We start from the raw sequence: 25,845 nt of genomic DNA on the forward strand, positions 1-25,845 counted from the left end.
TTGCTTGGTACGCTAGCACAGTGACTCGCGCCGAAGCAGCCGCCGCCATCAATCTGGGATTGGCCGGGCGGGTCGTTTTGGTCACGGGCGGCGTACGAGGGGTGGGCGCCGGTATCAGCTCGGTTTTCGCCGAGCAGGGCGCGACTGTGATCACCTGCGCCCGTCGTGCCGTCGACGGGTTGCCCTACGAGTTTCACGCGTGCGATGTTCGCGACGAGGAAGCGGTCAAGGCGTTGATCGACACGATCGCCGAGCGGCATGGACGGCTCGACGTCGTCGTCAACAACGCCGGAGGATCGCCGTTCGTCCTGACGGCGGAGTCCAGCCCGAAGTTCAACCGCAAGATCATCGAGCTCAATCTCATTGGTGGGCTGTTGGTTTCGCAGTTCGCGAACGACAAGATGCAGGACCAGTCGGGCGGCGGGTCGATCATCAACATCTGCAGCCTCAGCGGCCGGCGGCCGTCCCCGGGCACCGGCGCATACGGGGCGGCCAAGGCCGGTCTGGAAAGCCTCACTCAGACGCTGGCGGTGGAATGGGGGCCCAAGGTCCGGGTGAACGCCTGCGTGGTCGGCATGGTCGAAACTGAGCAGGCCGAGCTGTTCTACGGCGACGCTGAGTCGATCGCCGCGATCTCCAAAAACGTCCCACTGGGCCGACTGGCCAAGCCCGAGGACATCGGCTGGGCTACAGCCTTTTTGGCGTCGGACGCGGCGTCCTATATCAGCGGTGCCTCGTTAGAGGTGCACGGAGGCGGCGAGCCGCCGCACTACCTGGCCACAACGAACGCCAGCGCGATCAAGTAGAGGAGACAGGAAATATGGGTGTGGTCGACGGCCGTGTCGTCATCGTCACCGGAGCGGGCGGCGGTATCGGTCGCGCGCATGCGCTGGCCTTCGCGGCCGAAGGTGCGCGCGTCGTCGTCAACGACATCGGTGTGGGTCTGGACGGATCACCGGCAGGCGGCGGTAGTGCCGCGCAGGGCGTGGTCGACGAGATCACGGCTGCCGGTGGCGAAGCCGTCGCCAACGGATCCAACATCGCGGACTGGAACCAAGCGGCCGCCCTGGTCCAAACCGCTGTCGACACCTTCGGCGGGCTGGATGTCCTGGTGAACAATGCCGGCATCGTGCGCGACCGGATGATGGCCAACACCAGCGAGGACGAGTTCGACGCCGTCATCGCCGTGCATCTCAAGGGCCACTTCGCCACAATGCGCCACGCCGCGTCGTATTGGCGCGGACTGTCCAAAGAGGGCAAACCCGTTGACGCACGGATCATTAACACCAGCTCGGGTGCGGGCCTGCAGGGCAGCGTCGGGCAGGGCAACTACAGTGCCGCCAAGGCCGGCATCGCGGCGATGACGCTGGTCGCCGCCGCGGAGATGGGTCGTTACGGTGTCACGGTCAACGCGATCGCGCCGTCAGCCCGGACCCGCATGACCGAGACCGTCTTCGCGGAGATGATGTCCACGCAGGACGAGGCTTTCGACGCGATGGCGCCGGAAAACGTTTCGCCGCTGGTGGTTTGGCTGGGTAGCACCGAATCCCGTGACGTCACCGGCAAGGTGTTCGAAGTCGAGGGCGGCAAGATCCGCGTCGCCGAGGGCTGGGCGCATGGGCCGCAGATCGACAAGGGCGCGAGGTGGGATGCCGCCGAGCTGGGCCCCGTTGTCTCCGACCTGTTGGCCAAGTCGCGGCCGCCGGTCCCGGTCTACGGCGCGTAGCCAAGCAGCACTCTGAACTAGCCACGCTAACAGCGTGTTACGCCACTTCGTGCTGTTTCCATTGTCATGGACTTCGCACCGAAGTTGAATATTCTGTCAGCATGCTCACCGAACTGGTCCACCTCCCAGGCGGTTCATTCCGGATGGGATCGGAGCAGTTCTATCCCGAAGAAGCGCCCGTCCAGGAGATGACCGTCGCACCGTTCTCGATCGAGCAACATCCGGTCACAAACGCACAGTTCGCCGACTTCGTCGTCGCTACCGGCTACGTCACCGTGGCGGAGCAGCCGCTGGATCCCGACGCCTTTCCCGGAGTTCCGCCCCACGAGTTATCTCCCGGCGCATTGGTGTTTCGCCCGAGTGCGGGACCGGTCGATCTGCGCGATTGGCGGCAGTGGTGGATTTGGGTGCCGGGGGCATCCTGGAGCCAACCTTTCGGCCCCGGGTCGTCGGTCGCCAACCTGGCCGACCACCCAGTCGTTCAGGTGGCCTACCCCGACGCCGCCGCATACGCCGCCTGGGCGGACAGGCGACTGCCTACCGAGGCGCAGTGGGAATTCGCGGCTAGAGCCGGCGCCGATACGGTCTACGCCTGGGGCGACGATGTACGACGCGGCGGGCGGCTGATGGCTAATACGTGGCAAGGCAAGTTCCCCTACACGAATGAGGGAGCTCTCGGCTGGGTCGGAACGTCGCCGGTGGGTGTCTTTCCCGCCAACGCATTCGGTGTCATGGACATGATCGGCAACGTCTGGGAATGGACGAGGACTCCGTACTCCGCCCGGCGTCGCCCCGTCCAGGAGACGCCCCAGTGCTGCCCGACGCCGACCGGCGACCCCTCGATGAATCAGACCCTGAAGGGCGGTTCGCATCTGTGCGCCCCCGAGTACTGCCACCGCTATCGTCCGGCAGCGCGATCCTCGCAGTCCCAAGACAGCGCGACCACGCACATTGGATTTCGCTGCGTCGCCAACTGATCGACGGGTGATCGAGCGGCCGCCGGGGTGGCGGAATCGATGCCGTTACGCCGCAGCCTAGCCACTGGCCTAGGGATTTACCGAGCGGCAGGTGGCGTAACACTGCGCCTATCGCCACCGCGTCGCGGCGGTGGCACAGTGACACCATGGCTCGGCGCCCGAACATCCCGCCCAAGGACTTTCCGCGTCCTGCGACGCGGGAGTACGCCGGCAGCCGCGCGGATGCCGCACGCTGGGCCCGAGACGTGCTGCGAGGCCAGATCCTGGACGGCGTCTATGGTGGCTTGGCCGCGGCGCGCCCGGCGCTACCCTCGGAAACCGAGCTTGCCGCCGAGTTCGGGGTGAGCCGCAACGCGATTCGCGAAGCACTAGAGCTCCTGCGCGGCGAGGGAATGATCACCCGGGTCCAGGGCGCCGGGACGTTCGTTACGGGCGCGAAGCTGAGTCAGCGTCTCGATCGCCTGGAAGGCCTCGCTGAATCCCTTGCCGGTCACCGGCTCCCAGTCGACAACGAGGTCCTTTCGGTACGCGAGTCCATCGCTTCCCCGTTCGTCGCGTCCAAGCTCGACCTGCCGGAAAACACTCCGATTCTGTTCATCGAAAGGCTGCGCTCGGTCGGCGGCGTGCCGCTGTCTCTCGACACCACCTCGCTACGGATCGGAGCCATCCCCACCGACGCGAATCTAGACCGCCACGACGTATTCGCCTTGATTGAACAGGAACTCGGCGTGCGTCTCGGCTGGGCAGAGATCACCGTCGAGTCTGTGTCTGCCGACACGAACACGGCCAAGTTACTGCAGATCCGGCCCGGTGCGCCGCTGCTGCTGTTGCACCGTTTGACTTTTCTTGAGGACGGCACTCCGTTCGACCTGGAGACCGTTCGTTACCGCGGTGACCGCTGCTCGCTGGTGACCACTGCGGCGAGGGGATCCAATCCGCCGTCAAAGTAGCCGGCGCCATTCACCCGTTCACCCGTAATGATCACCGATAGAGAGGTAGTACAACCATGCCCGAACAACCCAACATCGTGTATTTCCACGTCGACAATCTCGGGCTCGGCGAATTGGGCTGCTTCGGCGGCGGGATGTTGCGCGGTGCCGATACCGCGCGCATCGATAAGTTCGCCGGTCAAGCACTCAAGCTGTCGCACTTCGTCGTCGAGCCGCAATGCACGCCGACCCGTTCGGCGCTGATGACAGGGCGCTACCCAATCCGCTCCGGAAACCACACCATCGCGTTGGGCGGCAACGACGGCGGCATCGTCGCATGGGAACGCACGATGGGCGATATCCTCTCCGAAGCCGGTTACGCGACGGCGTGCTACGGCAAGTGGCACATCGGCGCCGAAGACGGCCGTTGGCCCACCGACCACGGATTCGACGAATGGTACGGTCCCGCACGCACTTACGACGAATGCCTCTGGCCCGACGACCCGTGGTACGACGGTGAGCGAGACGGCTATTCCTATATGTACGAGGGCACCAAGGACGCCGGCGTCCGTACCACCGACCAGCAGTTGACCGTCAAGCTCAAAGGCGAGGTGGATGGCGAATACGACCGGCGAGCAAAGGCTTTCATGCAGCGCAGCGTCGACGCGGGGAAGCCGTTCTATCTGTATCACAACCATTCGTTGATGCACTTCCCGATGGTGGTCCGCGAAGAGTTCAAGGGTAAGAGCACCAATGGTGACTGGGGCGATTCCCTGTTGATGCTCGACCACGACTTCGGAAGCATCTTGGACACGTTGACCGAACTGGGCATCGAGGACAACACCATCGTGGTCTTCGCCGGCGACAACGGCCCGGAAGACCACCTGCTGGGCCGTGGCACCGCGGGCTTCTTCGACGGCTCCTACTTCTCCTCTGCGGAGGGTGGCATCCGTACACCGTGTCTGATCCGCTGGGCCGGCAACGTCCCGGTGCGGGAGAGCAACGAGATGGTGCACGTCACCGACATGTTCCCAACCCTGCTGCGGTGGGCGGGTTGTGAACCGCCAGCCGATCGGATCATCGATGGAATCGATCAGCGTGAATTCTTCGGCGGCGCTGAGGAATCCAAACGGGAGGGCTGCATGGTGTGGCTCAACGAGGAGCTGCACGCGGTGAAGTGGTCACAGTTCAAGATCAGCTTCAAGCGCCAGCAGCACTTCCATGACCCGGAGATCCCGCTGGGCTTCGCCCGCATCATCAATCTGCTGGAGGACCCGAAGGAGCGCGAAGCGGTCAATCAAACGTTCGTGCGGTGGTGGGTGATGCAACACGCGCGGCGCCTCATCCGCCAGTTCGAGGAAAGCGCGGTGAAGGAGGAGTTGATTCCGGCAGGCGCGCCGCTCGGCTTCGTTCCCGTCCGGAGCGAATAGTTAGCGGCAGTGCTGCCCCTGTCGTAACGGCAGGGGCGGCACTGTTCTGTCACGGCTTCGTGGCCCTCGAAAACGTCTGTTGTCAACCGAATTACCTTCAGCGCTGTGCCGTCGACAGATACACCACGATCAGCGCTGACAAGAGACCTACGGAAACTCCAACGCCCGTTATATTCCGTCGAGCGGTAGCCGACGACGGTATTGGCCGCACCGCCAGCTCGCGGCGACGGCGCAATCCCAGCCCGAACACTCCCACGGCGACCACCATGGCCAGGCCGCCTACGACAAGACGAGTCGGGTCATGCAGAAGATCGAAGACATTCCGGTCCCTGAGAAGTATCAGCACGCCCGAAGTCGCTACAGCCAGCGTGGTGCGGGTCCATGCCAGCGCTGTACGTTCGCGTTGCAGGCCCCAATCTTGCGCCAACGGTTGGCGGATCATTAGCCGTGCCCGGTGGTGGCGATCGTCACCACCACCGTGACCATCCCGATCATGACGAGACCCACGGCGAGATAGACAGGGGTGGTCGGCCGCGGAAGTGGTTGACCATGCCGGATCGCGCGATCAACCTGCACCCATCGCTGTAGCCCAGTCCCCGCGGTCAGCATTGCCAGTGTGCCGACCATCGCGCCCAACGTGTGGCGCATACCGTGGATCGGCAGCTCGGGCATGAACTGTACGGCGGCGACCGCGGCAGCCAGTAGGCCGAGTGAGGTGCGCTGCCAGGCCAGGAATGTGCGTTCGTTGGCCAGGGTGAACCGATAGTCTGGCTCGACAGTCCCGTCTTGCGGTTGTGCTTGACCTGGTTGAGAACTGTTGGGCGCTAGGGGCGTGATATCCACGCTCACAAGACTTTCCGAATATCTGGCCTGCCGCTAGAGCGGTCGCTGGTGGCGTAACGAAGTCTTCACTGCGCCGTCTTGAAGCCGTCTTGAAACTGCGTACCGGATAGGCCTCATGCGTCGTCCTGGCGGGATGTTGCCGATCGCCGCATTGACCATCGGTCCTTCGATTGCGCGGATGGCGTAACTGGTGCGCAACCTCTGATGACAACGAGGTAACAGAAGGCGCCGACTCTGGTCGGTATGCACCAAGGTCCCATCTGGCCGCGGCGGCGTTTGGTAGCCCTGCTGACTGTTCTCGCAGTTGGCGTGGCACAGTCGCTGACCGGTTGCGGCCTGCTCGGTGGGCCGACTGTCGTCGTCAATGTCGGCTACCAGTCAAAGACGATCAACACCGTCAACGCCGGAACCCTGCTGCGAGACCGCGGCGATTTCGAGAACGCTCTCAACCTGCTGGGCAAGGCCAACGGCAAGAAGTACCGCGTCGTCTGGCAAGACTTCGCATCCGGTGCACCGGTGACGGCGCAAATGCTCGCCACCCACGTCGACATCGGATCGATGGGCGACTACCCGCTGCTCACCAACGGGTCCAAGACCAAGAAGTACAGCGACGCCGCCACGGAAATGATTGCTGTCACCGGATACAACCTGCGCGGATCGCTGAATCAAGTTGTCGTCCAGTCCGATTCCCCGGCGCACACGCTTGCCGACTTAGTGGGCAGGAAGACGTCCACCAGCCTCGGCTCTGCTGGCGATGGAATGTTCTCAACGGCCCTGCAGCACAACGGGGTAAACCGCGATTCCGTAAATATCGTGAATCAGGATCCATCGGTGGGTGCATCGGCCATCCAAGGCAAACAGGTTGACGCGCTGGCGCAGTTCGTTCCCTGGCCCCAACTGATGGTCTTCCGCAATCAGGGCAGACTGCTCTATGACGGGGGCGATAACGAAGTACCCACCTTCCATGGTGTCGTCGTGCGGCGGCAGTTCGCCGATGGCCAGCCGGAAGTGATGGCGGCGTTCATGCGATCGATGAAGGCCACCACCGACTACATGATCGCCAACCCGTTGAAGGCCGCTCTACGAGTCAGTGAGCTCACGGGAATCGAGCCCGAGGTGGTTTATCTCTACAACGGCCCGAACGGATTGGTCACGTTCGACATGACGCTGAAAAGGCAGTTCTTGACCGCCTTTCAGCAGATCAAAGACTTCCTCGTGGCTCGTCGTTCGGTGAATCGGGACTTCGAGGTAAGCAGCTTCCTCAATGACAGCTACCTGCGGCAACTGTACGGCGGCGACTACGAGCGACGCCGTGACGATGTCACCAACCCGACAGCGCTAAGCGGGATCGACGAGCTGTGCCAGCTGCCGGTCGATGATCCGGCTCAGGCTTCTGAGCTGTGGACGCGGGGCGCCGCCCAGACCACGGCAGCCGCGACCCCAACCTGTTTGCTTCGTCGGGTCGCCGGCGCGACATCGGTGCGGGCGTCGTACGTGCCAGACACCCTCACGGCCGTCAGGGTCTTTGCCGATCACGCGGTCTGGCTGTATGACCCGATAGCGCCACCGCTTCAGCGGTACAAACCATTCGCCACCGCGGAGGGTACAAGCGTCTACCTGCGCCAGCACCCGCAGGCCAGCGCCATCACCTACTCGGCCGCCGTCGCCAGGTCCCGCGCTGCCGGCTAGCCCGTCACCAGAAGCCAACTTCCCGTCGAGGAAAGGAAATCCATGACCCAGACCATGCCCAGGACCGCACCCGCCTTGCCAAAGCTTGTGGGTCCGGCGGGTTGGACACGAAAGTCGCGGCCGCAGCGCCCGACCGTCCGCGTACCCCACGCGGTCTGGCGCCGCGCGGCCGCAGCGGTTCTGCCGGTTCTGCCGGTCGCCGCATTCATCCTGCTGTGGCACCTGTTGACGGCGCATAACGTCGTGGCCTGGTTGCGGTTCAACCGGATGCCCGCCCCGGCGACCGTGCTGGAGGCATTGCTCGCCCGGTTGAGCAATGGCACCTACTACGACGACCTGTCGGCGAGCCTGCAGCGAATACTGCTCGGTTTCGGCCTGGCGGCGGTGATCGGTATCGGGGTGGGAATCCTGGTGGGCCGCTCGGGCATCGCACGGATGACGTTCAGGCCGTTCATCGAGCTGATTCGGCCTATTCCCGCGATCGCGCTGGTGCCGTTGACGATCCTGCTGTTCCCTTCCAGCGAGCAAGGCATCGTCTTCATCACCTTCTTCGCCGCATTCTTCCCGGTGGTAGTCAGCACCATCCATGCGGTGGATTCGCTGCCGAAGGTGTGGGAGGAAGCCGCCAGGACAATGGGCGCGGGCCGGATGTCGTTGCTGTTCCACGTCGTATTGCCCGCCGCCTTGCCGGGAATCTTCGCCGGGTTGTCGGTGGCGATGGGCGTTGCCTGGATCTGCGTGGTCAGTGCGGAGATGATTTCCGGGCAGTTCGGCATCGGGTACTACACCTGGCAGTCGTACGGTCTGCTCGACTATGCGGGTGTCGTGGTCGGCATGATTTCCATTGGTGCTCTAGGTCTTACCACCGCGTGGCTCGTCGAGCGCGTAGGTCGCCGGGTGAATCATTGGTTGCCGAGGGCCACCAGATGAGCGCCGGCGCGGTCAGTCTTCACGAGCTGAAACTCGGCTTCAACGATGTTGTCGCTGCGGACATCACCCTGACCGTCTGCCCCGGCGAGGTGGTCGTCTTTCTGGGCCCGTCGGGATGCGGCAAGTCGACAATTCTGCGGGCACTCGCCGGACTCCTCACACCGCTGAGTGGCACCGCCTCGGTCGACGGCGCTCCGGTCACCGGCAACGCAGCCCAATGCGCGATGGTGTTCCAAGAGGACGCGTTATTTCCCTGGCGTACCGCGCTGAAGAACGTGCAATATCCACTCAAGCTACGTGGAATTCGCGGAAAGGAACTCAGGGCCGCTGCCACCGCACGACTGGAACAGGTCGGCCTCGGCGCGTACCTCGACCACCTGCCCAGCCAACTGTCCGGAGGCATGCGTCAGCGTGTGCAACTGGCGCGAACGTTGGCCTGTGAGCCGCGGGTTATGTTGATGGATGAGCCATTCGGCGCACTGGACGCACAGACCCGGCGCGAGATGCAGCAGCTGCTGATGTCTGTCTGGGAGACCCAGAAAATGACCATTTTGTTTGTCACCCACGATGTCGATGAGGCGTTGCTGCTCGCCGACCGAGTGGTGCTGTTGAGCCATCGGCCGGCGACCGTCGCTGACATCGTCGTCATCGACGCGCCCCGCTCGGCCGAGGCCCAGTTCGAAGAGACATATCAGCGACGACGCCACGCCATCCTCGAGTTCCTCGGACACCGTCACGCCGAAACGGCGTAATTGCCAACACAACGCCACGTCCTTCGACTAAAAGCGAAACCGCTTCCCCATCAAGGAGATTTGATGAGCATCACCCTGCCTGGCCTCCGCGTGCGCGCCGCAGGCGCCACCAGATTGTCTAAATACCCGCTGCTCTCCGCGGCCACGCTGCGCACCGAGGTGCTCGCCGGGCTCGTCGTCGCGCTCGCGCTGATTCCCGAAGCGATCGCGTTCTCCGTCATTGCCGGTGTTGATCCCCGGGTGGGGCTGTTCTCCTCGGTCACCATGGCCATCACCATCGCGTTCGCCGGCGGACGGCCCGCGATGATCTCCGCCGCCACCGCCGCAGTCGCACTCGTTGTCGCCCCGGTCGCCCGGGATCACGGGGTGGGGTACTTGGTGGCAACGATCATCCTCGCGGGCATCATCCAGATGTCCCTGGCATTTGCGGGCGTAGCCAAGCTCACCCGGTTTATCCCGCGTAGCGTGATGACCGGATTCGTCAACGCGCTCGCCATTCTCGTTTTCGTATCGCAGTTGCCGCAGCTGCTCGGCGTGCCGTGGCTGGTTTACCCGCTCACAGTGGTCGGCATTCTCGTGATGGTCATGCTGCCGAAGCTCACAACTGTCGTGCCAGCACCGCTGGTGGTTGTGCTATTGCTCACCGCGGCGGTGGTGCTGTTCGGCTGGCGGGTGCCTGACGTGGGTGATCAAGGGGCACTGCCTAATTCCCTGCCGCTACCCGGCTTGCCGCACGTTCCACTGACTCTGGAAACCCTGAAGACCATCGCGCCTTACGCGTTCGGCGCGGCATTAGTCGGACTCCTCGAATCGCTGATGACCGCCAAACTCGTGGACGACATCACGGACACCCCGTCGAACAAGACCCGCGAAGCCTGGGGCCAAGGGATGGCCAACGTGATAACCGGGATCTTCGGTGGCATGGGCGGCTGCGCCGTGATCGGCCAGACGATGATGAACGTTAAGGTCGCTGGTGCACGGACTCGACTGTCCACCCTGTTGACCGGGGTCTTCATTTTCGTGCTGGTCGTCTCTCTGGGAGATGTGGTCGGCCGGATACCGATGGCCGCCTTGGTGGCGGTAATGATCGTCGTGTCGGCGGCCACTTTCGACTGGCACAGCATCTCCCTGCGCACGCTGAAAGTCTTGCCGCGCAGCGAAATCCTTATCATGGCCATCACCGTCGCCGGCACGGTAACCACCGGCAATCTGGCGGTCGGAGTGTCCTTGGGAGTGCTGACCGCGGTTATTGCCTTCGTTCGCCGGGTAGCTCACTTCACGTCGGTCGAGCCGACCTCTGGGCGCGGCGACTCCGAGGCCGGCACTCGAACCTATCGTGTGCGTGGCGAACTCTTCTTCGCGTCGAGCAATGACCTTGTCCACCAATTCGATTACGCCAACGACCCCGACGATGTGGTGATCGACATGTCGCGCGCGGTCGTTTGGGACGCATCCTCGGTGGCCGCCCTCGACGCGATCCGTCACAAATACACGTCCCGAGGCAAATCTGTTCGTCTGACTGGCCTCGACAACGCGAGCCTGGAACGGCTGGGCAGGCTGTCGGGTCTGCTGCGAATCTGAAGGGTGTGTAGTGCCTAACTCGGATCGCAGATGACGACCGGGATCACCCGGTCGGTCCAGGATTTGTAGTCGTCGAATGACGGATACATGGCCGCCAACTTCGGCCAGTACTCTTCGCGCTCCGCTTCGGTGGCGTCGCGCGCCTGCAACTGCAGCACCTCGTCTTTAATCTGCACCGTCACTTTGGGATTGGCCTTGAGGTTGAGGTACCACAGCGGGTGCTTGTCGCTGCCGCCCCGGGAAGCAACCAGTAGCACGCGATTGCCCTCGCGCAGATAGAGCAGAGGGCTCACCCGGGGTTCGCCGGTCTTGCGGCCGGTGGTGGTCAGCAGCGCGACCGGAGCCTTCTGGAAAGTGCCGCCGAGTTTCCCGTTGCTGCGCCGGTAGATCCAGGTATTGCCCTTGGACATCCACTTGATGAAGAAGCCGACCACAGGTGAATTGAGAGATTTTGGTTTTTCCATGACGTGTCCCTAGCGCTGAATGAACGGGTGAAACCGAACCTTGATGTGGTGGATTTCTGCTTGCCCGCTTGGACTTTCGGCGGGGATCACGAATGTCTCGTCAACCCGCGCGGCCAGACGCCGGGTGCCGAACGCCACCTTGGTCAGCACCGCGTAGGCGGCATGCACCTCGTCGCCGGTGATCGAAAACTCCGGCGGCGTCGTCTCGGCAAGGAGCCGGTACTGGGGTCCGCGATTGAGGCCGCGCCGCAGATGGTTTCCGGAAAACCCGTTCTTGATCCCCTGCTCGACCCGGGTGCACCCGACCGCGAAGGGCACGCCATCACCCTGATGGCTGACAAGCGCATCGATATATGCCTGCGCCGCGGCGACGCGGCTCTCCTCGGAGACGAGCACCGCTTGCGCTAGATCCGCTCGATGATGGTGCCGGTGGACAGCGCGCCGCCGGCGCACATGGTGATCAGTGCGGTGCTCTGATCGGTGCGCTCCAGCTCGTGCAGCGCGGTGGTGATCAACCGGCTCCCGGTGCTGCCCACCGGGTGTCCGAGGGCGATCGCGCCGCCGTTCACGTTCACCCGGGACATGTCGGCCTCGTGCACCCGCGCCCAGGACAACACCACCGACGCAAACGCCTCATTGATCTCGACGAGGTCGATGTCGCCCATCTTCATCCCGGCCTTCTCCAGCACCTTCGCCGTCGACTGGACCGGACCGTCCAAGTGGTAGTAGGGCTCCGCACCGACCAGCGCCTGGCTGATGATTCGGGCCCGCGGCTTGAGCCCCAGTGCCTTGGCCTTGTCCTCGTCCATCCACAAGACTGCTGCCGCGCCGTCGGAGATTTGCGACGACGTTCCCGCGGTGTGGATCCCACCCTCCAGCACGGGCTTGAGCGATGCGAGGCCCTCGAGCGTGGTGTCCCGCAGGCCCTGGTCGCGCGTGACGACGTGACGGTCGCTGGTGGGCTGCTTCTGCTCGTCGAGCACGGGTGCCTCGATGCCGCTGATCTCGCGGTCGAACCGCCCTTCGGCCCACGCCTGCTTGGCCTTGCGTTGCGAGTCGAAGCCGAACTGGTCGATGTCTTCGCGGGTGATGCCGCGACGCTTGGCGATCCGCTCGGCGGCCGTGAACTGGTCGGGCAGATCGATGTCCCACGACGCGGGGCGCAGGATGCCGCGATCGGGGCCGGCGTTGGCGCCGAGGCCGACCCGGCTCATGGCCTCGATGCCGCAGGCGATGCCGACGTCGATGGCGCCCGCGGCGATCAGGCCGGCGATCAGGCCGTTGGCCTGTTGGCTGCTGCCGCACTGGCAGTCCACCGTCGCGGCGCCAACGTGTTCGGGTAACCCGGCGACCAGCCAGCTGACCCGAGTGATGTTGTTGGACTGCTCGCCGAACTGCGTGACGCAGCCGCCGATGACCTGCTCGACATCGCCGGCGTCGATGCCGGCCTTCTCCACGACAGCTCTCTGCGTGGCCCCCAGTAACTCGGTGGCATGCAGACCGGACAGCCATCCGTTTCGCTTACCGATGGGGCTACGTGTGGCTTCAACGATGACAGGGTTACCCATTCCGTCAGGCTAGAACACGTTTCATTACTCTGACAAGCGAGGATGGTGACCTGCCTTTTATCTGCGCAGAGGTCGTGTTTTACTGGAACTAGAACACGTTGCAATTGAGGAGCGCATACACATGGCACCCCCCAACATTCCTGCCGACTTCGACTTCCTGGATCCGGATGTCAACCTCGCTGGGCTGCCCGTCGCGGAGCTCGCCGAGCTGCGCCAGGCGGAGCCCGTTCACTGGGTCGACATCCCGGGTGGCTCGGGTGGCTTCGAGGACGACGGATACTGGCTCGTCACCAAGCATGCCGATGTCAAGGAGGTGTCGCGCCGCAGCGACGTCTTCTCGAGCTGGCAGAACGGCGCCATCCCGACCTGGCCGCCGGAGATGAAGCGCGAGCAGGTCGAGCTGCAGCGCAGCGTCATGCTCAACATGGACGCACCGCATCACACCCGGCTGCGCAAGATCATCTCGCGCGGCTTCACGCCGCGGGCCATCGGGCGGCTGGAGGCCGAACTCGCCGAACGCGCTGAGAACATCGCCAAAACCGCGGCGGCGGAGGGCTCCGGCGACTTCGTCGAACAGGTCTCGTGCGAGCTGCCGCTGCAAGCGATCGCGGGCCTGCTCGGTGTTCCCCAGGAGGACCGCGACAAGCTCTTCCGCTGGTCCAACGAGATGACCGGTGGCACCGACCCCGAGTACGCCACCGTCGATCCCGCGCAGTCGTCGATGGAACTGATCATGTACGCGATGGCTATGGCCGACGAGCGGGGGAAGAACCCCACCGACGACATCGTCACGACCTTGATCGAGGCCGACATCGACGGCGAGAAGCTCTCCGACGACGAGTTCGGCTTCTTCGTGGTGATGCTCGCGGTGGCAGGCAACGAGACGACGCGCAACTCGATCACCCACGGCATGATCGCGTTCGCGAACAACCCCGATCAATGGGAGCTCTTCAAGAAGGAGCGCCCAGTCACCACGGCCGACGAGATCATCCGGTGGGCCACCCCGGTATCGGCGTTCCAGCGCACGGCCAATGAGGACATCGAATTGAACGGCGTAGCGATCAAGACGGGGCAGCGGGCGGTGATGTCCTACCGGTCGGCCAACTTCGACGAAGAGGTCTTCGAAGATCCGCACTCGTTCAACATCCTGCGTGACCCGAATCCCCACGTCGGGTTCGGCGGCACCGGCGCCCACTACTGCATCGGCGCGAACCTGGCCCGCATGACCATCAACCTGATCTTCAACGCCGTCGCCGATCACATGCCGGACCTCAAGTCGATCGGCGAGCCCGAGCGGCTACGGTCAGGGTGGCTCAACGGCATCAAGCACTGGCAGGTCGACTACACGGGAAAGAGCGTGGTTAAGTCCTGATGGATTTCGATCTCACTGCGACACAACAAGCTGTCGCGGATGTGGCCACGTCCGTACTCGACCGGGACAACTCCTGGAAGGCTCTGGTCGAAGGTGGGGTGACGGCGCTGCCGGTGCCCGAACGCCTCGGCGGCGACGGTGTCGGACTTCCCGAGGTCGCCACGGTCCTGACCGAAGCGGGCCGCCACGGCGCCATCACGCCGGCGCTCGCCACGCTGGGCTTCGGCGTTCTGCCGTTGGTGGATTTGGCATCCGATGACCAACAGGACCGGTTCCTGGCCGGCGTCGCCAAGGGCGGGGTGCTGACCGCAGCGCTCAACGAACCCGGTGCCGCGCTGCCCGACCGGCCCGCCACCACCTTCGCCGATGGTCGGTTGTCGGGCACCAAAGTCGGTGTCGCCTATGCCGAACAAGCGGAGTGGATCATCGTGACGGCCGACACTGCCGTCGTCGTGGTGTCGCCGAAGACCGATGGTGTGGAGCTGGTTCGCACGCCGACGTCGAATGCTTCGGAGGAGTACACGGTCACGTTCGCCGCGGTCGCGGTTCCCGACACCGATGTGCTGGCTGGCGCCACCGCGCGCCGGGTCAATGAATTGGCCTTGGCGGCGATCGGCGCCTTCACCGACGGGCTGGTGGCCGGGGCGCTGCGGCTGACCGCCGATTACGTGGCCGGGCGCAAGCAGTTCGGCAAGCCGTTGTCGACCTTCCAGACCGTGGCGGCGCAGCTGGCCGAGGTCTACATCGCCTCGCGCACCATCGATTTGGCGGCGAAGTCGGTGGTCTGGCGCCTGTCCGAAGGCCGGGACGCCGACGACGATCTGGACGTGCTCGGGTATTGGATCACTTCGCAGGCCCCGCGGATGATGCAGATCTGCCACCACCTGCACGGCGGCATGGGGATGGACATCACCTACCCGATGCACCGGTACTACTCGACGATCAAGGACGTGACCCGGCTGTTGGGCGGGCCATCTCATCGTCTCGACCTGGTGGGAGCGCAATGTTCATAGAACTGACTCCAGAGCAGCGTCAGCTGCAAGCGGAGCTACGCGAATACTTTTCGAATCTGATTTCGTCTGACGAGGCGAAAGCGATGGAGTCCGACCGTCACAACGAGGCCTATCGCGCGGTGATCCGGCGGATGGGCCAGGACGGCAAGCTCGGGGTGGGGTGGCCAAAGGAGTTCGGCGGCCACGGCTTCGGGCCGATCGAGCAGTCGATCTTCGTCAACGAGGCGCATCGGGCCGACGTGCCACTGCCCGCGGTGACGCTGCAGACGGTCGGCCCGACCCTGCAGCGCTTCGGCAGCGAGCTGCAGAAGAAGAAATTCCTGCCGTCGATTCTGGCCGGCGAGGTGCACTTCGCCATCGGCTACACCGAGCCGGAGGCCGGCACCGACCTGGCGTCGCTGCGCACCACGGCCGTGCGCCACGGCGACGAGTACATCGTCAACGGCCAGAAGGTTTTCACCACCGGCGCCCACGATGCCGACTACATCTGGCTCGCCTGCCGCACCGACCCGGAAGCTGTGAAGCACAAGGGCATTTCGATCCTGATCGTCGACACCAAGGATCCCGGCTATTCCTGGACGCCGATCATCCTGTCCGATGGCGCCCACCACACCAACGCCACCTACTACAACGATGTGCGGGTTCCCGCCGACATGCTGGTCGGCGAGGAGAACGGCGGATGGCGGCTGATCACCACACAGCTCAACAACGAGCGGGTGATGCTCGGCCCGGCGGGCCGTACTGCCGGCATCTACGACCGGTTGCACGCGTGGGCGTCCAAGCCCGGGGGCGATGGTGTCACGCCCATCGATCACTCCGATGTCAAGCGCGCACTCGGCGAGATCTACTCGATGTGGCGGATCAACGAGCTGCTCAACTGGCAGGTCGCAGCCGCCGGCGAGGACATCAACGTGGCCGACGCTGCGTCGACGAAAGTCTTTGGTACCGAGAGTATTCAGTACATCGGCCGGCTCGCCGAGGAGATCGTCGGCAAATATGGCAACCCGGCCGAATCGGACACCGCCGAGTTGCTCGACTGGCTCGACTCGCAGACCAAGCGCAATCTGGTGATTACCTTCGGTGGAGGTGTGAACGAAGTGATGCGTGAGATGATCGCTGCGGCCGGCCTCAAAGTGCCGAGGGTGCCTCGATGACCGACATCCGGGAGTCAATCGCGGAAATCACGTCCACTGTCGTCGCCAAGCAACGCGACGCCAGGGATCCGGTGAACGAGCCGACGATCAAGACCTGGGTGGAAGCTCTCGGGGACCGCAACCCCATCTACACCGATGAGGCCGCCGCCCGCGCGGCCGGACATCCGGGACTTGTCGCCCCCCCGGCCATGATTCAGGTGTGGACCATGTTCGGCCTGAGCGGCGAGCGTCCAACCGACGATCCCATGGGTCCGCTGATGGAGCTGTTCGACGGCGCCGGGTACGTCGGCGTGGTGGCCACCAATTGCGAGCAGACCTACCATCGGTATCTGCGGCCCGGCGAGCAAGTCAGCATCGCCTCCGAGATGCGCGACGTGGTCGGACCGAAGCAGACCGCGCTCGGCGAGGGCTGGTTCATCAACCAGCACATCACCTGGCGTGTCGGTGACGAGGATGTCGCTGAGATGGCTTGGCGCATACTGAAATTCAAGCCCCGCGAGTCCGGTGCTGTTGGGGCCGCAGCCGTGCCCGCAGATCTGGACTCCGACGCGATGATGCGCCCCGCGTTGTCGCGGGACACCGCCTTCTTCTGGGAGGGCGTCGCGGCACACGAACTGCGTATCCAGCGGCGACCCGACGGCACCCTGCAGCATCCGCCGGTGCCCGCGGTATGGCAGGACAAGGAACAGCCGGTCGACTATCTCGTCGCCGGCGGCAAGGGCACGGTGTACAGCTTCGTGGTGCACCACGCGCCCAAGGTGCCGGGCCGCACCCTGCCCTTCGTCATCGCCTTGGTCGAGCTCGAAGAAGGCGTACGCATGCTGGGTGAGCTGCGCAACGTCGATCACGCCGACGTGACGATCGGAATGCCGGTTCACGCAACCTATATCGACTTCCCGGCCGGTGACTCCGGACCGGAGTGGACACTGTACGCCTGGGAGCCTGAGGCATGAGCGCACCGGCCATCGAAGTGGGCACGACACTGCCCGAACTCAAGATCTACGGCGACCCCACCTTCATCATCTCGACGGCCATTGCGACCCGGGACTACCAGGATGTGCACCACGACCGGGACAAGGCGCAGGCCAAGGGATCCAAGGACATCTTCGTCAACATCCTCACCGACACCGGTCTGGTGGAGCGCTTTATCACCGACTGGGCCGGGCCGTCGGCGCTGATCAAGTCGATCGGGCTGCGCCTGGGGGTGCCGTGGTACGCCTACGACACGATCACCTTCTCCGGTGAGGTGACCGCCGTGGAGAACGGGCTGATCACGGTGAAAGTGTTCGGCCGCAACAGTCTCGGCGATCACGTCATCGCGACTGCCACGCTCACGATTGGGGACAATTGATGCTGTCGGGTAAGGCGGCGATCGTCGGCATAGGTGCCACCGACTTCTCGAAGAACTCCGGCCGAAGCGAGCTGCGGCTGGCCGCCGAAGCGGTGCGTGCCGCTCTCGACGACGCGGGCCTGAGCCCTTCCGACGTCGATGGCTTGACCACCTTCACGATGGACACCAACAACGAGACCGCGGTGGCGCGGGCGGCCGGCATCGGGGACCTGAAGTTCTTCGCCCAGACCGGATACGGCGGGGGTGCCGCGTGCGGGACCGTGTTGCACGCGGCGATGGCCGTCGCGACCGGTGTGGCCGACGTCGTGGTCGCGTACCGCGCGTTCAACGAGCGGTCCGGTATGCGGTTCGGCCAGGTGCAGACCCGCTTGGCGGGAAGTGCTGGCGTGCAGGCTGATTCGACGGCGGCCGACAATTCCTTCTCGTATCCGCATGGGCTGTCGACGCCGGCGGCGCAGGTCGCGATGATCGCTCAGCGTTACATGCACTGGTCGGGTGCGACCAGCCGCGACTTCGGTGCCATTTCGGTGGCCGATCGCAAGCACGCCGCCAAGAACCCCAAGGCTTACTTTTACGAGAAGCCGATAACGATTGAGGAACACCAGAATTCGCGGTGGATTGCCGAGCCGCTGCGGCTGCTGGACTGCTGCCAGGAGACCGACGGCGCGGTCGCGATTGTGGTGACGTCGGTGGAGCGGGCGAAGGATCTCAAGCAACGCCCCGCGGTCATCGAGGCGGCGTCGCAGGGCTCCAGCCCCGACCAGTACACGATGGTCAGCTACTACCGCCCCGAACTGGGCCTGCCCGAAATGGGTGTGGTGGGTCAGCAGCTGTGGCAGCAGTCGGGTCTTTCGCCGGCCGATATCCAGACCGCCGTGATCTACGACCACTTCACACCGTTCACCCTGATTCAGTTGGAGGAGTTGGGTTTCTGCGGCAAGGGTGAAGCCAAGGATTTCATTGCCGACGGTGCTGTCGAGATTGGCGGACGGCTGCCCATCAACACACATGGCGGTCAACTCGGCGAGGCCTACATCCACGGCATGAACGGCATCGCGGAGGGTGTACGGCAACTGCGGGGCACCTCGGTGAACCCAGTGCCCGACGTCGAGCACGTACTCGTCACCGCCGGAACCGGCGTGCCCACCTCCGGCCTGATCCTCGGCTAGCTCTCCGCCCTCCTTCCTTTTCCTTTCCGCCGAGCGTGCGGCCTGCCGCGCACTCGGCGATCTGTGCACGGCTGAAGTGACGGCGTCCGCGCAGCCTGAGACGCTGCCGTCGTGCGAGAACCGTTCATCGGTAGCGAGGCCATCGCCACCGGCATATTGACCAAGGCCCAGTTGGCGTCGCGGTGCCGCCGACTGTTTCCGGACGTCTACGTGCAACGTGGTGTCGGCGTCGATGCCGAATCGCGGGCAAAGGCCGGATGGCTATGGACTCGGCGCCGAGGTGTGATCGCGGGCTTCGCCGCGGCCGCTCTGCATGGCAGCAAGTGGGCCGGTGACGCGCCCGTCGTTGACCTGATTCACGACAATCGGCGCAGCGCGCCAGGAATCCAGACGCATCGAGACGTGATCGCGGACGACGAGATCGAGATGACTGCCGGTATGCCAATCACCTCGCCAGTCAGGACGGCATTGGACTTCGGCTGTTGGTACCCAACCACGACTGCTGTCGCGGCTATCGACGCGCTGGCAAGAGCAACGGAAATCAAAGCGGCCGATGTCGAGCTGCTCGCTGGCAGATATGCCGGGCGCAGGTTCATCGCGCGGGCACGCCAAGCTGCGGACCTGTTCGATGCGGGCGCTCAGTCACCCAAGGAGTCTTGGCTGCGGGTCATCTTGATCCAGGCGGGCCTGCCGCGGCCGCAGACACAGATTCCGGTGCTGAACGAATTCGGCAATGCGATCGCGTATCTCGACATGGGCTGGGAGGACGTCAGAGTCGCCGTCGAGTACGACGGTGAGCAGCACCGCCGTGATCGTCGGCAATACACCTGGGACGTGAGGCGATTGGAGATGCTGGAGCGAATCGGCTGGATCGTGATTCGAGTGGTCGCGGGGGACCCGCCCGCCGATATCATTCACCGCGTGCGTGCGGCATTCGCCCGGCGAGTGTGCGGCTAGCCGCACCCTGGGCCGCGAATGTGCGGCTGGCCGCACACTCGGCGCAAAGAATGGCCGACGCCTAGGCGGGGACGAGCTCGACGCCGCTGAGCACCACGGCGTTGTCCCGCGACGGCGCGACAACGCTGGCCAGGAAACGGCCATCTTCCTTCCACACGTTGACTTGCAACGTCTCACCGGGATACGCGACACCGGCAAAGCGCGCGCCATAGGCGGCCACAGCTGTCGCGTCGCCGTCCAGCAGCGCGTCGGTGATCGCCTTACACGTCATGCCATAGGTGCACAGGCCATGCAGAATCGGCCGGGAAAATCCTGCGGCAGCAGCGAATTCGGGATCCGAATGCAATGGATTGCGATCGCCGCACAGCCGATACAGCAGTGCCTGTTGCGGCAGGATCGGCACGTCGACCTCGAGGTCTGGAGCCCGGTCGGGTGCACCGTCCGACGATGACGGCCCGCGCTCGCCGCCGAATCCGCCTTCACCGCGAGCGAAGATCGACCGCCGCTGCGTCCACAACAGGGTGCCGTCCGGCGCGGTCGCCGTCGTCTCGCTCCAGATCACCGCGGCCTTGCCCTTGTCCCAGATATCCGTGAACCGGGTGACCGCCGTGGCGGAACCCGACGGTGGTAGCGGCGAGGGCACTTCGATCCGCTCACTGGCGTGCAGCACCTTGCTCAGCTCGATGTCGATGCCGGGGAACTGGACCGTCGGCGGCTTGGTCATGTGAAAGGAGGCCGCGACATTGCCGAACGTCGGCAGCACCTGCGGGGTGTCGTCGATCAGGTAGCGCAACTCGCGCTGATCCATCGGGTCTTTCCCGGCGCCCAGCCCAAGATGGTAGAGCTGGATATCGCTGCTGCTCCAAGAGAATTCGAGGGGTTCAAGCTCAGCGGCCAGCGCCACTTCCACATCGATCGGCATATCAGTTCCTCCCGGCCTGATCGGCAATGTGCAGCGCGGCGAGGTATCCGAAGGTCATCGCCGGTCCAATCGTGCCGCCCGGACCCGGATAGGTGTGCCCCATCACCGGTGCGCTGACGTTGCCCGCGGCGTAAAGGCCGTCGATGATGCTGCCGTCGTCACGCAGCGCCCGGCCGTGGACATCGGTACGGATGCCGCCCTTGGTACCCAGATCGCCGGGCACCATCTTGGCGGCGTAATACGGTCCATGGCTGAGCTCGCCGAGATTCGGATTGGGCTTGTTGGTGGGGTCGCCGTAATACCTGTCGTAGGCGCTCTCACCGCGGTGGAAGTCCTCGTCGACACCCGAGCGGGCGAAGCCGTTGAACCGCGCCACGGTTGCGGTGAACTCGGCGACCGGCAGGCCGGCGGTGTCGGCCAACTCCTCGAGCGTGTCGGCCCGGATGATGACGCCGGACTCCATCCATTTGCGCGGAATACGCTGTCCGGGTTGCAGTCCCGCGAAGATGTAGCGGTCGCGATACTGCTGGTCGAAGACCAGCCACGCCGGGATGTTCTCACCCGGACCCGGTCCCTGGCCGTGGTCGCCGCCATACATGTGGTGGCAGGCCTCGACGTAAGGCATCGATTCGTTCATGAACCGCTTCCCGGACATGTTCACGATGATCGACCCCGGCGAGTTGCGCTCCGACAACGCGAACCACGGTGCGCCGACCAGCGGCACCGTCGGGCCCCACCAGGCGTCCTCCATGACATCCAATGCGGCACCGAGCTTTTCACCCGCGATAATGCCGTCGCCGGTGTTCGCCTTGGCGCCGACGGTCCATTCGGCGGTGATCGGGGCGCGCTGGTATTTAACCCGCATCTGCTCGTTTCGTTCGAAACCGCCCGAAGCCAGGATCACCCCACGGCGGGCCCGGACCAGCTGCGGCTCAGCGGATTCCGGTGCGCCGGTGTCGTGGACATAAACCCCGCGCACGACGCCGTCCTCGACGTACAGGTCGGTAAGCGCGGTGTTCAGCGTAACCGGAACGCCGGCCCGCTGCAGCCCGAGCCGTAACGGCCCAATCAGGGCCCGGCCCATGCCGACGAGGTTCTTGCCGGTGGCCTTCGCCCACATGGTGCGGGCGCCGACCTTCAAGCTGCGCAGCACTCCCCGCGGGTGCCGCTTCAGCATGTTCAGTCGCACGTAGTCCTGCTGCATCACAACGACGTTGAGCGGCACTTTGCCGTAGGCCGGCTCCAGCCCGGACTCGTCGGGACCGAGCTTGCGCGCATTGAACGGCTTGGGCTCGATCGAACGCCCCTCCGCGCGGCCGCCCGGCGCCTCCGGGTAGTAGTCGGAGTAACGCGGCACCCAGCACATCTTCAATGGCGTGTGCTTCAGCACGAACGACAGCATCTCGGGACCGCGGTCGAGGTAGGTGTCGATGCGCTCCGGCGGGACGACATTGCCGACGATCCCGTGCAGGTAGGTGCGGGCCGCCTCAGCAGTGTCGCGCACGCCGTCGCGCTTGAGGACCTCGTTGTTCGGAATCCAGACGCCGCCGCCCGACCGCGCAGTGGAGCCGCCGAAATGCGGGGCCTTTTCGATGACTACTGTCGAAAGGCCCCGGTGCGCGGCAGCCAGGGCAGCAACCATGCCGGCTGCGCCGCTTCCGACCACGACGACGTCGTACTCCTGCGCTGTCATGTAGAACACGTTATAGAATTGCCCAGGCTGGGCGCTACCGGCCCGGTCAAACGAACGAGGGGACTTCGGTAAATGCTCAGTGTGGCGATCCGCGACGAGCTGGCTGCCGACCTGGCCCAAGCCGAGCGCAGCCGTGAGCCGATCGCCCCGCTGACGTCCGCTCACCCGGATATCGACGTCGTCGACGCCTATGAGATCCAGCTGATCAACATCCGGCAGCGGATCGCCGAGGGCGCCCGGGTACTGGGCCACAAGGTGGGCCTGTCGAGCAAAGCGATGCAGCAGATGATGGGGGTCGACGAGCCGGACTACGGGCATCTTCTCGACGAGATGCAGGTGTTCGAGGACACCCCGGTCCCGGCGGGCAGATACCTGTACCCGCGGGTGGAGGTCGAAGTGGGCTTCATCCTGTCCGCCGACCTGCCGGGCGCCGGCTGCACCGAAGATGACGTGCTGGCGGCCACCGAAGCCTTGGTGCCCTCGATCGAGTTGATCGACACCAGGATCGCCGACTGGAAGATCGCGCTGTGCGACACCATCGCCGATAACGCCTCTTCGGCGGGTTTCGTGCTGGGTAAGGCCAGGGTGTCGCCGGGCGACATCGATGTGAAGACGATCGACGCGGTCCTCACGCGCAACGGCGAGGTCATCGCCGAGGGCCGCAGCGACGCCGTATTGGGAAACCCGGTGACCGCGGTGGCCTGGCTGGCCCGCAAGGTCGAGAGTTTCGGAGTACGGCTGCGAAAAGGTGACGTGGTGCTTCCCGGATCGTGCACCAGAGCGATCGACGCCCGCGCCGGTGATGAGTTCGTCGCCGACTTCACGGGGCTGGGTTCGGTCCATTTGTCGTTCGAATAGGCTCGCATTACTTTTGAATTAGTCAATATTGAGAGGCTTCGAAAAGGAGCATCATGCCGTCAAAGGCGAGTGTGGCGATTGTCGGGTCGGGAAATATCAGCACCGACTTGCTTTACAAACTACTGCGGTCCGAGTGGCTGGAACCGCGCTGGATGGTGGGCATCGACCCCGAGAGCGAAGGCCTGGCACGGGCCCGCAAGCTGGGTTTGGAGACCACCCACGAAGGCGTCGACTGGTTGCTGGCTCAGTCCGAAAAGCCCGACCTGGTGTTCGAGGCGACCAGCGCCTACGTGCACCGGGACGCGGCACCCAAGTACGAGGCTGCCGGGATCCGCGCCATCGACCTGACGCCGGCCGCGGTGGGCCCGGCGGTCATTCCGCCGGCGAACCTGCGCGCGCATCTGGATGCGCCGAACGTCAACATGATCACCTGTGGCGGCCAGGCGACCATCCCGATCGTGTACGCGGTCAGTCGCGCGTTGGTCGACAAAGGGGGAGTGCCCTACGCCGAGATCGTGGCGTCGGTGGCGTCGGTGTCCGCCGGCCCGGGTACCAGGGCGAATATCGACGAGTTCACCAAGACCACCAGCAAGGGCGTCGAGACCATCGGTGGGGCCGCACGCGGCAAGGCGATCATCATCCTGAACCCGGCCGATCCGCCGATGATCATGCGCGACACCATCTTCTGTGGCATCCCCGAGGACGCCGACCGCGATGCGATCGCCAAATCCATCCACGACGTGGTGGCCGAGGTGCAGACCTACGTCCCCGGATACCGGCTGCTCAACGAGCCGCAATTCGACGAACCGTCGATGCACTCCGGTGGGCAGGCGCTGGTCACGACGTTCGTCGAGGTCGAGGGAGCCGGCGATTACCTGCCGCCGTACGCGGGCAATCTGGACATCATGACCGCGGCGGCCACCAAGGTTGGCGAGGAAATCGCCAAAGAGACGCTGTCGGTCGCAGGAGGAACGCGATGACCACCGACATCTTCTTCAACCCGGTCTGGGACATCCGGATCACGGACACGTCGCTGCGCGACGGCTCACACCACAAACGCCACCAATTCACCAAGGATGAGGTCCAGGCGATCGTCTCGGCTCTCGACGCGGCCGGGGTGCCGGTGATCGAGGTGACCCACGGCGACGGGCTGGGCGGCTCATCGTTCAACTACGGCTTCTCCAAAACCCCCGAGCAAGAGCTGATCAAACTCGCGGCCGAGACGGCAAAAGAAGCCAAGATCGCGTTTCTGATGCTGCCCGGCGTCGGCACCAAAGAGGACATCAAAGAGGCACAGGACAACGGCGGGTCGATCTGCCGGATCGCCACGCATTGCACCGAAGCCGACGTTTCGATCCAGCACTTCGGTCTGGCCCGCGAGCTGGGCCTGGAAACCGTCGGGTTTTTGATGATGGCGCACACCATTCCGCCGGAGAAACTGGCCGCCCAGGCCCGCATCATGGCCGATGCCGGCTGCCAGTGCGTCTACGTCGTGGACTCCGCCGGCGCCCTGGTGCTCGACGGCGTGGCCGACCGCGTCTCGGCCCTGATCGCCGAACTCGGCGACGACGCTCAGGTCGGCTTCCACGGGCACGAGAACCTCGGACTCGGCGTGGCCAATTCGGTCGAGGCGGTGCGCGCGGGTGCCAAGCAGATCGACGGCAGCGTGCGCCGGTTCGGTGCGGGCGCGGGTAACGCGCCGGTCGAGGCGCTGATCGGGGTGTTCGACAAGATCGGCGTCAAGACGGGTATCGATTTCTTCGATATCGCCGATGCCGCCGAGGACGTGGTGCGCCCGGCCATGCCCGCCGAATGCATACTCGACCGCAACGCGCTGATCATGGGGTACTCCGGGGTCTACTCGAGCTTCCTCAAGCACGCCGTGCGTCAGGGCGAGCGCTATGGCGTCCCGGCTCACGAGCTGTTGCACCGCGCCGGCCAGCGCAAACTGATCGGCGGCCAGGAAGACCAGCTCATCGACATCGCGCTGGAGATCAAGCGTGAGCGGGACAGCGGTGCCGCGGTAACGCCCTGATTCCGCTGCTATTGCAGGCTGCTCTCGAACACAGTCAGGGCACAGCCCGGGCATAGCTGGCGCGGGTAACCTGGCCCGCATGAGCACATCCAACACACGCGGCCGCCCTGGCCGCAGGCTGTACGGCCTGCTCGCCGGGGGGCTACTGACTGCAACCGCCGCGACGGTGATCGCGCTGCCCGTGGCGGGCACAGCCAATGCTGATCCCTGCAATCAGACCGTCGGTGATTCCATCAACGCGTACCTAACCCGGCATCCCGACGTCAAGGCGTCGCTGTCCGCCAAGTCTCAGGCGGAGGGCGGCGGCCCCAACGTCATGGACTACCTGAGTCGGCATCCGGATGTCCGGCAGCACCTGATCGACCTGTCCCAGCAGTGCACCTCCTAGCGAGCGGGCCTCGTTAGCAAACGGCAGCGGCGACGCGCGGGAAT

General features: G+C 64.6%; 27 protein-coding genes. 20 read left to right on the top strand and 7 right to left on the bottom strand.

Features of this window, described 5'->3' with window-relative positions; all coding sequences use genetic code 11:
- Window positions 1-20 precede the first annotated feature (20 nt).
- The 5 genes from ACTXG5_RS08895 to ACTXG5_RS08915 all read left to right on the top strand — a co-directional run bounded on the left by ACTXG5_RS08895 (window position 21) and on the right by ACTXG5_RS08915 (window position 5,062).
- Window positions 21-806 carry an SDR family oxidoreductase gene (locus ACTXG5_RS08895; RefSeq protein ID WP_445163315.1) on the top strand — a complete coding sequence of 262 codons (786 nt, stop codon included), beginning with the start codon at window positions 21-23 and terminating at the stop codon, window positions 804-806.
- A gap of 14 nt (window positions 807-820) precedes the next feature.
- Window positions 821-1,726 (top strand): SDR family oxidoreductase, encoded by a 906-nt coding sequence (locus ACTXG5_RS08900; RefSeq protein WP_445163316.1) that lies wholly within the window; start codon window positions 821-823, stop codon window positions 1,724-1,726.
- A gap of 101 nt (window positions 1,727-1,827) precedes the next feature.
- Window positions 1,828-2,703, top strand: coding sequence for a formylglycine-generating enzyme family protein (locus tag ACTXG5_RS08905; protein ID WP_445163317.1), 876 nt, complete (start codon window positions 1,828-1,830; stop codon window positions 2,701-2,703).
- A gap of 245 nt (window positions 2,704-2,948) precedes the next feature.
- The gene (locus ACTXG5_RS08910; RefSeq protein ID WP_445164331.1) at window positions 2,949-3,653 is read left to right on the top strand and encodes a GntR family transcriptional regulator; all 705 of its coding nucleotides are present in this window, start codon (window positions 2,949-2,951) and stop codon (window positions 3,651-3,653) included.
- Between the two features lie 56 nt (window positions 3,654-3,709).
- A complete protein-coding gene (locus ACTXG5_RS08915; RefSeq protein WP_445163318.1) occupies window positions 3,710-5,062 on the top strand; it encodes an arylsulfatase in 1,353 nt (450 codons plus the stop codon).
- A gap of 97 nt (window positions 5,063-5,159) precedes the next feature.
- Here ACTXG5_RS08915 and ACTXG5_RS08920 read toward each other — a convergent pair whose 3' ends face one another.
- On the bottom strand, window positions 5,160-5,504 hold the full coding sequence (locus ACTXG5_RS08920; RefSeq protein WP_445163319.1) for a DUF202 domain-containing protein: 345 nt from the start codon (window positions 5,502-5,504) through the stop codon (window positions 5,160-5,162).
- Window positions 5,504-5,899: a YidH family protein gene (locus tag ACTXG5_RS08925; protein WP_445164332.1), complete on the bottom strand. Its 396-nt coding sequence runs from the start codon at window positions 5,897-5,899 to the stop codon at window positions 5,504-5,506. The genes ACTXG5_RS08920 and ACTXG5_RS08925 overlap by 1 nt, the downstream gene beginning before the upstream one ends.
- Before the next feature lie 249 nt (window positions 5,900-6,148).
- Here ACTXG5_RS08925 and ACTXG5_RS08930 point away from each other — a divergent pair, with 249 nt between their 5' ends.
- The 4 genes from ACTXG5_RS08930 (at window position 6,149) to ACTXG5_RS08945 (ending at window position 10,857) form a co-directional block, all read left to right on the top strand.
- Window positions 6,149-7,594, top strand: coding sequence for an ABC transporter substrate-binding protein (locus tag ACTXG5_RS08930; protein ID WP_445163320.1), 1,446 nt, complete (start codon window positions 6,149-6,151; stop codon window positions 7,592-7,594).
- A 54-nt stretch (window positions 7,595-7,648) separates the two neighbouring features.
- The gene (locus tag ACTXG5_RS08935; protein WP_445164333.1) at window positions 7,649-8,524 is read left to right on the top strand and encodes an ABC transporter permease; all 876 of its coding nucleotides are present in this window, start codon (window positions 7,649-7,651) and stop codon (window positions 8,522-8,524) included.
- On the top strand, window positions 8,521-9,276 hold the full coding sequence (locus ACTXG5_RS08940; protein ID WP_445163321.1) for an ABC transporter ATP-binding protein: 756 nt from the start codon (window positions 8,521-8,523) through the stop codon (window positions 9,274-9,276). The genes ACTXG5_RS08935 and ACTXG5_RS08940 overlap by 4 nt, the downstream gene beginning before the upstream one ends.
- Window positions 9,277-9,339: 63 nt before the next feature.
- Window positions 9,340-10,857, top strand: a complete 1,518-nt coding sequence (locus tag ACTXG5_RS08945; protein ID WP_445163322.1) for a SulP family inorganic anion transporter — start codon at window positions 9,340-9,342, stop codon at window positions 10,855-10,857.
- Window positions 10,858-10,871: 14 nt separating this feature from the next.
- Here ACTXG5_RS08945 and ACTXG5_RS08950 read toward each other — a convergent pair whose 3' ends face one another.
- Genes ACTXG5_RS08950 through ACTXG5_RS08960 form a run of 3 tightly spaced genes read right to left on the bottom strand, consistent with a single transcriptional unit; the run spans window position 10,872 to window position 12,889 of the window.
- Entirely contained in the window at window positions 10,872-11,321 is a 450-nt protein-coding gene (locus ACTXG5_RS08950; protein WP_445163323.1) for a nitroreductase family deazaflavin-dependent oxidoreductase, read from the bottom strand.
- A gap of 9 nt (window positions 11,322-11,330) precedes the next feature.
- Window positions 11,331-11,717, bottom strand: a complete 387-nt coding sequence (locus tag ACTXG5_RS08955; protein ID WP_445163324.1) for a hypothetical protein — start codon at window positions 11,715-11,717, stop codon at window positions 11,331-11,333.
- Window positions 11,718-11,725: 8 nt separating this feature from the next.
- Window positions 11,726-12,889, bottom strand: coding sequence for a steroid 3-ketoacyl-CoA thiolase (locus ACTXG5_RS08960; protein WP_445163325.1), 1,164 nt, complete (start codon window positions 12,887-12,889; stop codon window positions 11,726-11,728).
- Window positions 12,890-13,010: 121 nt separating this feature from the next.
- Between ACTXG5_RS08960 and ACTXG5_RS08965 the strand changes: the two genes are divergently transcribed.
- The 7 genes from ACTXG5_RS08965 to ACTXG5_RS08995 all read left to right on the top strand — a co-directional run bounded on the left by ACTXG5_RS08965 (window position 13,011) and on the right by ACTXG5_RS08995 (window position 19,905).
- Window positions 13,011-14,261, top strand: coding sequence for a cytochrome P450 (locus ACTXG5_RS08965; RefSeq protein ID WP_445163326.1), 1,251 nt, complete (start codon window positions 13,011-13,013; stop codon window positions 14,259-14,261).
- Window positions 14,261-15,274 (top strand): acyl-CoA dehydrogenase family protein, encoded by a 1,014-nt coding sequence (locus tag ACTXG5_RS08970; protein ID WP_445163327.1) that lies wholly within the window; start codon window positions 14,261-14,263, stop codon window positions 15,272-15,274. The genes ACTXG5_RS08965 and ACTXG5_RS08970 overlap by 1 nt, the downstream gene beginning before the upstream one ends.
- Window positions 15,265-16,428 (top strand): acyl-CoA dehydrogenase FadE29, encoded by a 1,164-nt coding sequence (gene fadE29, locus ACTXG5_RS08975; RefSeq protein WP_445163328.1) that lies wholly within the window; start codon window positions 15,265-15,267, stop codon window positions 16,426-16,428. The genes ACTXG5_RS08970 and fadE29 overlap by 10 nt, the downstream gene beginning before the upstream one ends.
- Window positions 16,425-17,381, top strand: coding sequence for a bifunctional MaoC family dehydratase N-terminal/OB-fold nucleic acid binding domain-containing protein (locus ACTXG5_RS08980; protein ID WP_445163329.1), 957 nt, complete (start codon window positions 16,425-16,427; stop codon window positions 17,379-17,381). The genes fadE29 and ACTXG5_RS08980 overlap by 4 nt, the downstream gene beginning before the upstream one ends.
- Window positions 17,378-17,779 carry a MaoC family dehydratase gene (locus tag ACTXG5_RS08985; protein ID WP_445163330.1) on the top strand — a complete coding sequence of 134 codons (402 nt, stop codon included), beginning with the start codon at window positions 17,378-17,380 and terminating at the stop codon, window positions 17,777-17,779. The genes ACTXG5_RS08980 and ACTXG5_RS08985 overlap by 4 nt, the downstream gene beginning before the upstream one ends.
- Entirely contained in the window at window positions 17,779-18,948 is a 1,170-nt protein-coding gene (locus tag ACTXG5_RS08990; protein ID WP_445163331.1) for a lipid-transfer protein, read from the top strand. Before ACTXG5_RS08985 ends, ACTXG5_RS08990 begins: the two co-directional genes overlap by 1 nt.
- 111 nt (window positions 18,949-19,059) lie before the next feature.
- Window positions 19,060-19,905, top strand: coding sequence for a DUF559 domain-containing protein (locus tag ACTXG5_RS08995; protein ID WP_445163332.1), 846 nt, complete (start codon window positions 19,060-19,062; stop codon window positions 19,903-19,905).
- A 61-nt stretch (window positions 19,906-19,966) separates the two neighbouring features.
- Here the strand turns inward: ACTXG5_RS08995 and ACTXG5_RS09000 are convergent, their stop codons facing one another.
- Together ACTXG5_RS09000 and kstD are read right to left on the bottom strand one after the other, a co-directional pair.
- Window positions 19,967-20,827, bottom strand: a complete 861-nt coding sequence (locus ACTXG5_RS09000; protein ID WP_445163333.1) for a MaoC/PaaZ C-terminal domain-containing protein — start codon at window positions 20,825-20,827, stop codon at window positions 19,967-19,969.
- 1 nt (window position 20,828) lies between these two features.
- Window positions 20,829-22,520 (bottom strand): 3-oxosteroid 1-dehydrogenase, encoded by a 1,692-nt coding sequence (kstD, locus tag ACTXG5_RS09005; protein ID WP_445163334.1) that lies wholly within the window; start codon window positions 22,518-22,520, stop codon window positions 20,829-20,831.
- 72 nt (window positions 22,521-22,592) lie between these two features.
- Here kstD and ACTXG5_RS09010 point away from each other — a divergent pair, with 72 nt between their 5' ends.
- From ACTXG5_RS09010 to ACTXG5_RS09025, 4 genes are all read left to right on the top strand, one after another.
- Window positions 22,593-23,378, top strand: a complete 786-nt coding sequence (locus ACTXG5_RS09010; RefSeq protein ID WP_445163335.1) for a 2-keto-4-pentenoate hydratase — start codon at window positions 22,593-22,595, stop codon at window positions 23,376-23,378.
- A 53-nt stretch (window positions 23,379-23,431) separates the two neighbouring features.
- Complete coding sequence (locus tag ACTXG5_RS09015) at window positions 23,432-24,358, top strand: acetaldehyde dehydrogenase (acetylating) (protein ID WP_445163336.1); 927 nt, start codon at window positions 23,432-23,434, stop codon at window positions 24,356-24,358.
- On the top strand, window positions 24,355-25,413 hold the full coding sequence (gene dmpG / locus ACTXG5_RS09020; protein ID WP_445163337.1) for a 4-hydroxy-2-oxovalerate aldolase: 1,059 nt from the start codon (window positions 24,355-24,357) through the stop codon (window positions 25,411-25,413). Before ACTXG5_RS09015 ends, dmpG begins: the two co-directional genes overlap by 4 nt.
- 79 nt (window positions 25,414-25,492) lie before the next feature.
- The gene (locus ACTXG5_RS09025) at window positions 25,493-25,801 is read left to right on the top strand and encodes a hypothetical protein (protein ID WP_445163338.1); all 309 of its coding nucleotides are present in this window, start codon (window positions 25,493-25,495) and stop codon (window positions 25,799-25,801) included.
- Window positions 25,802-25,845 lie beyond the last annotated feature (44 nt).

It is taken from the genome of Mycobacterium sp. Dal123C01 (assembly GCF_052566995.1).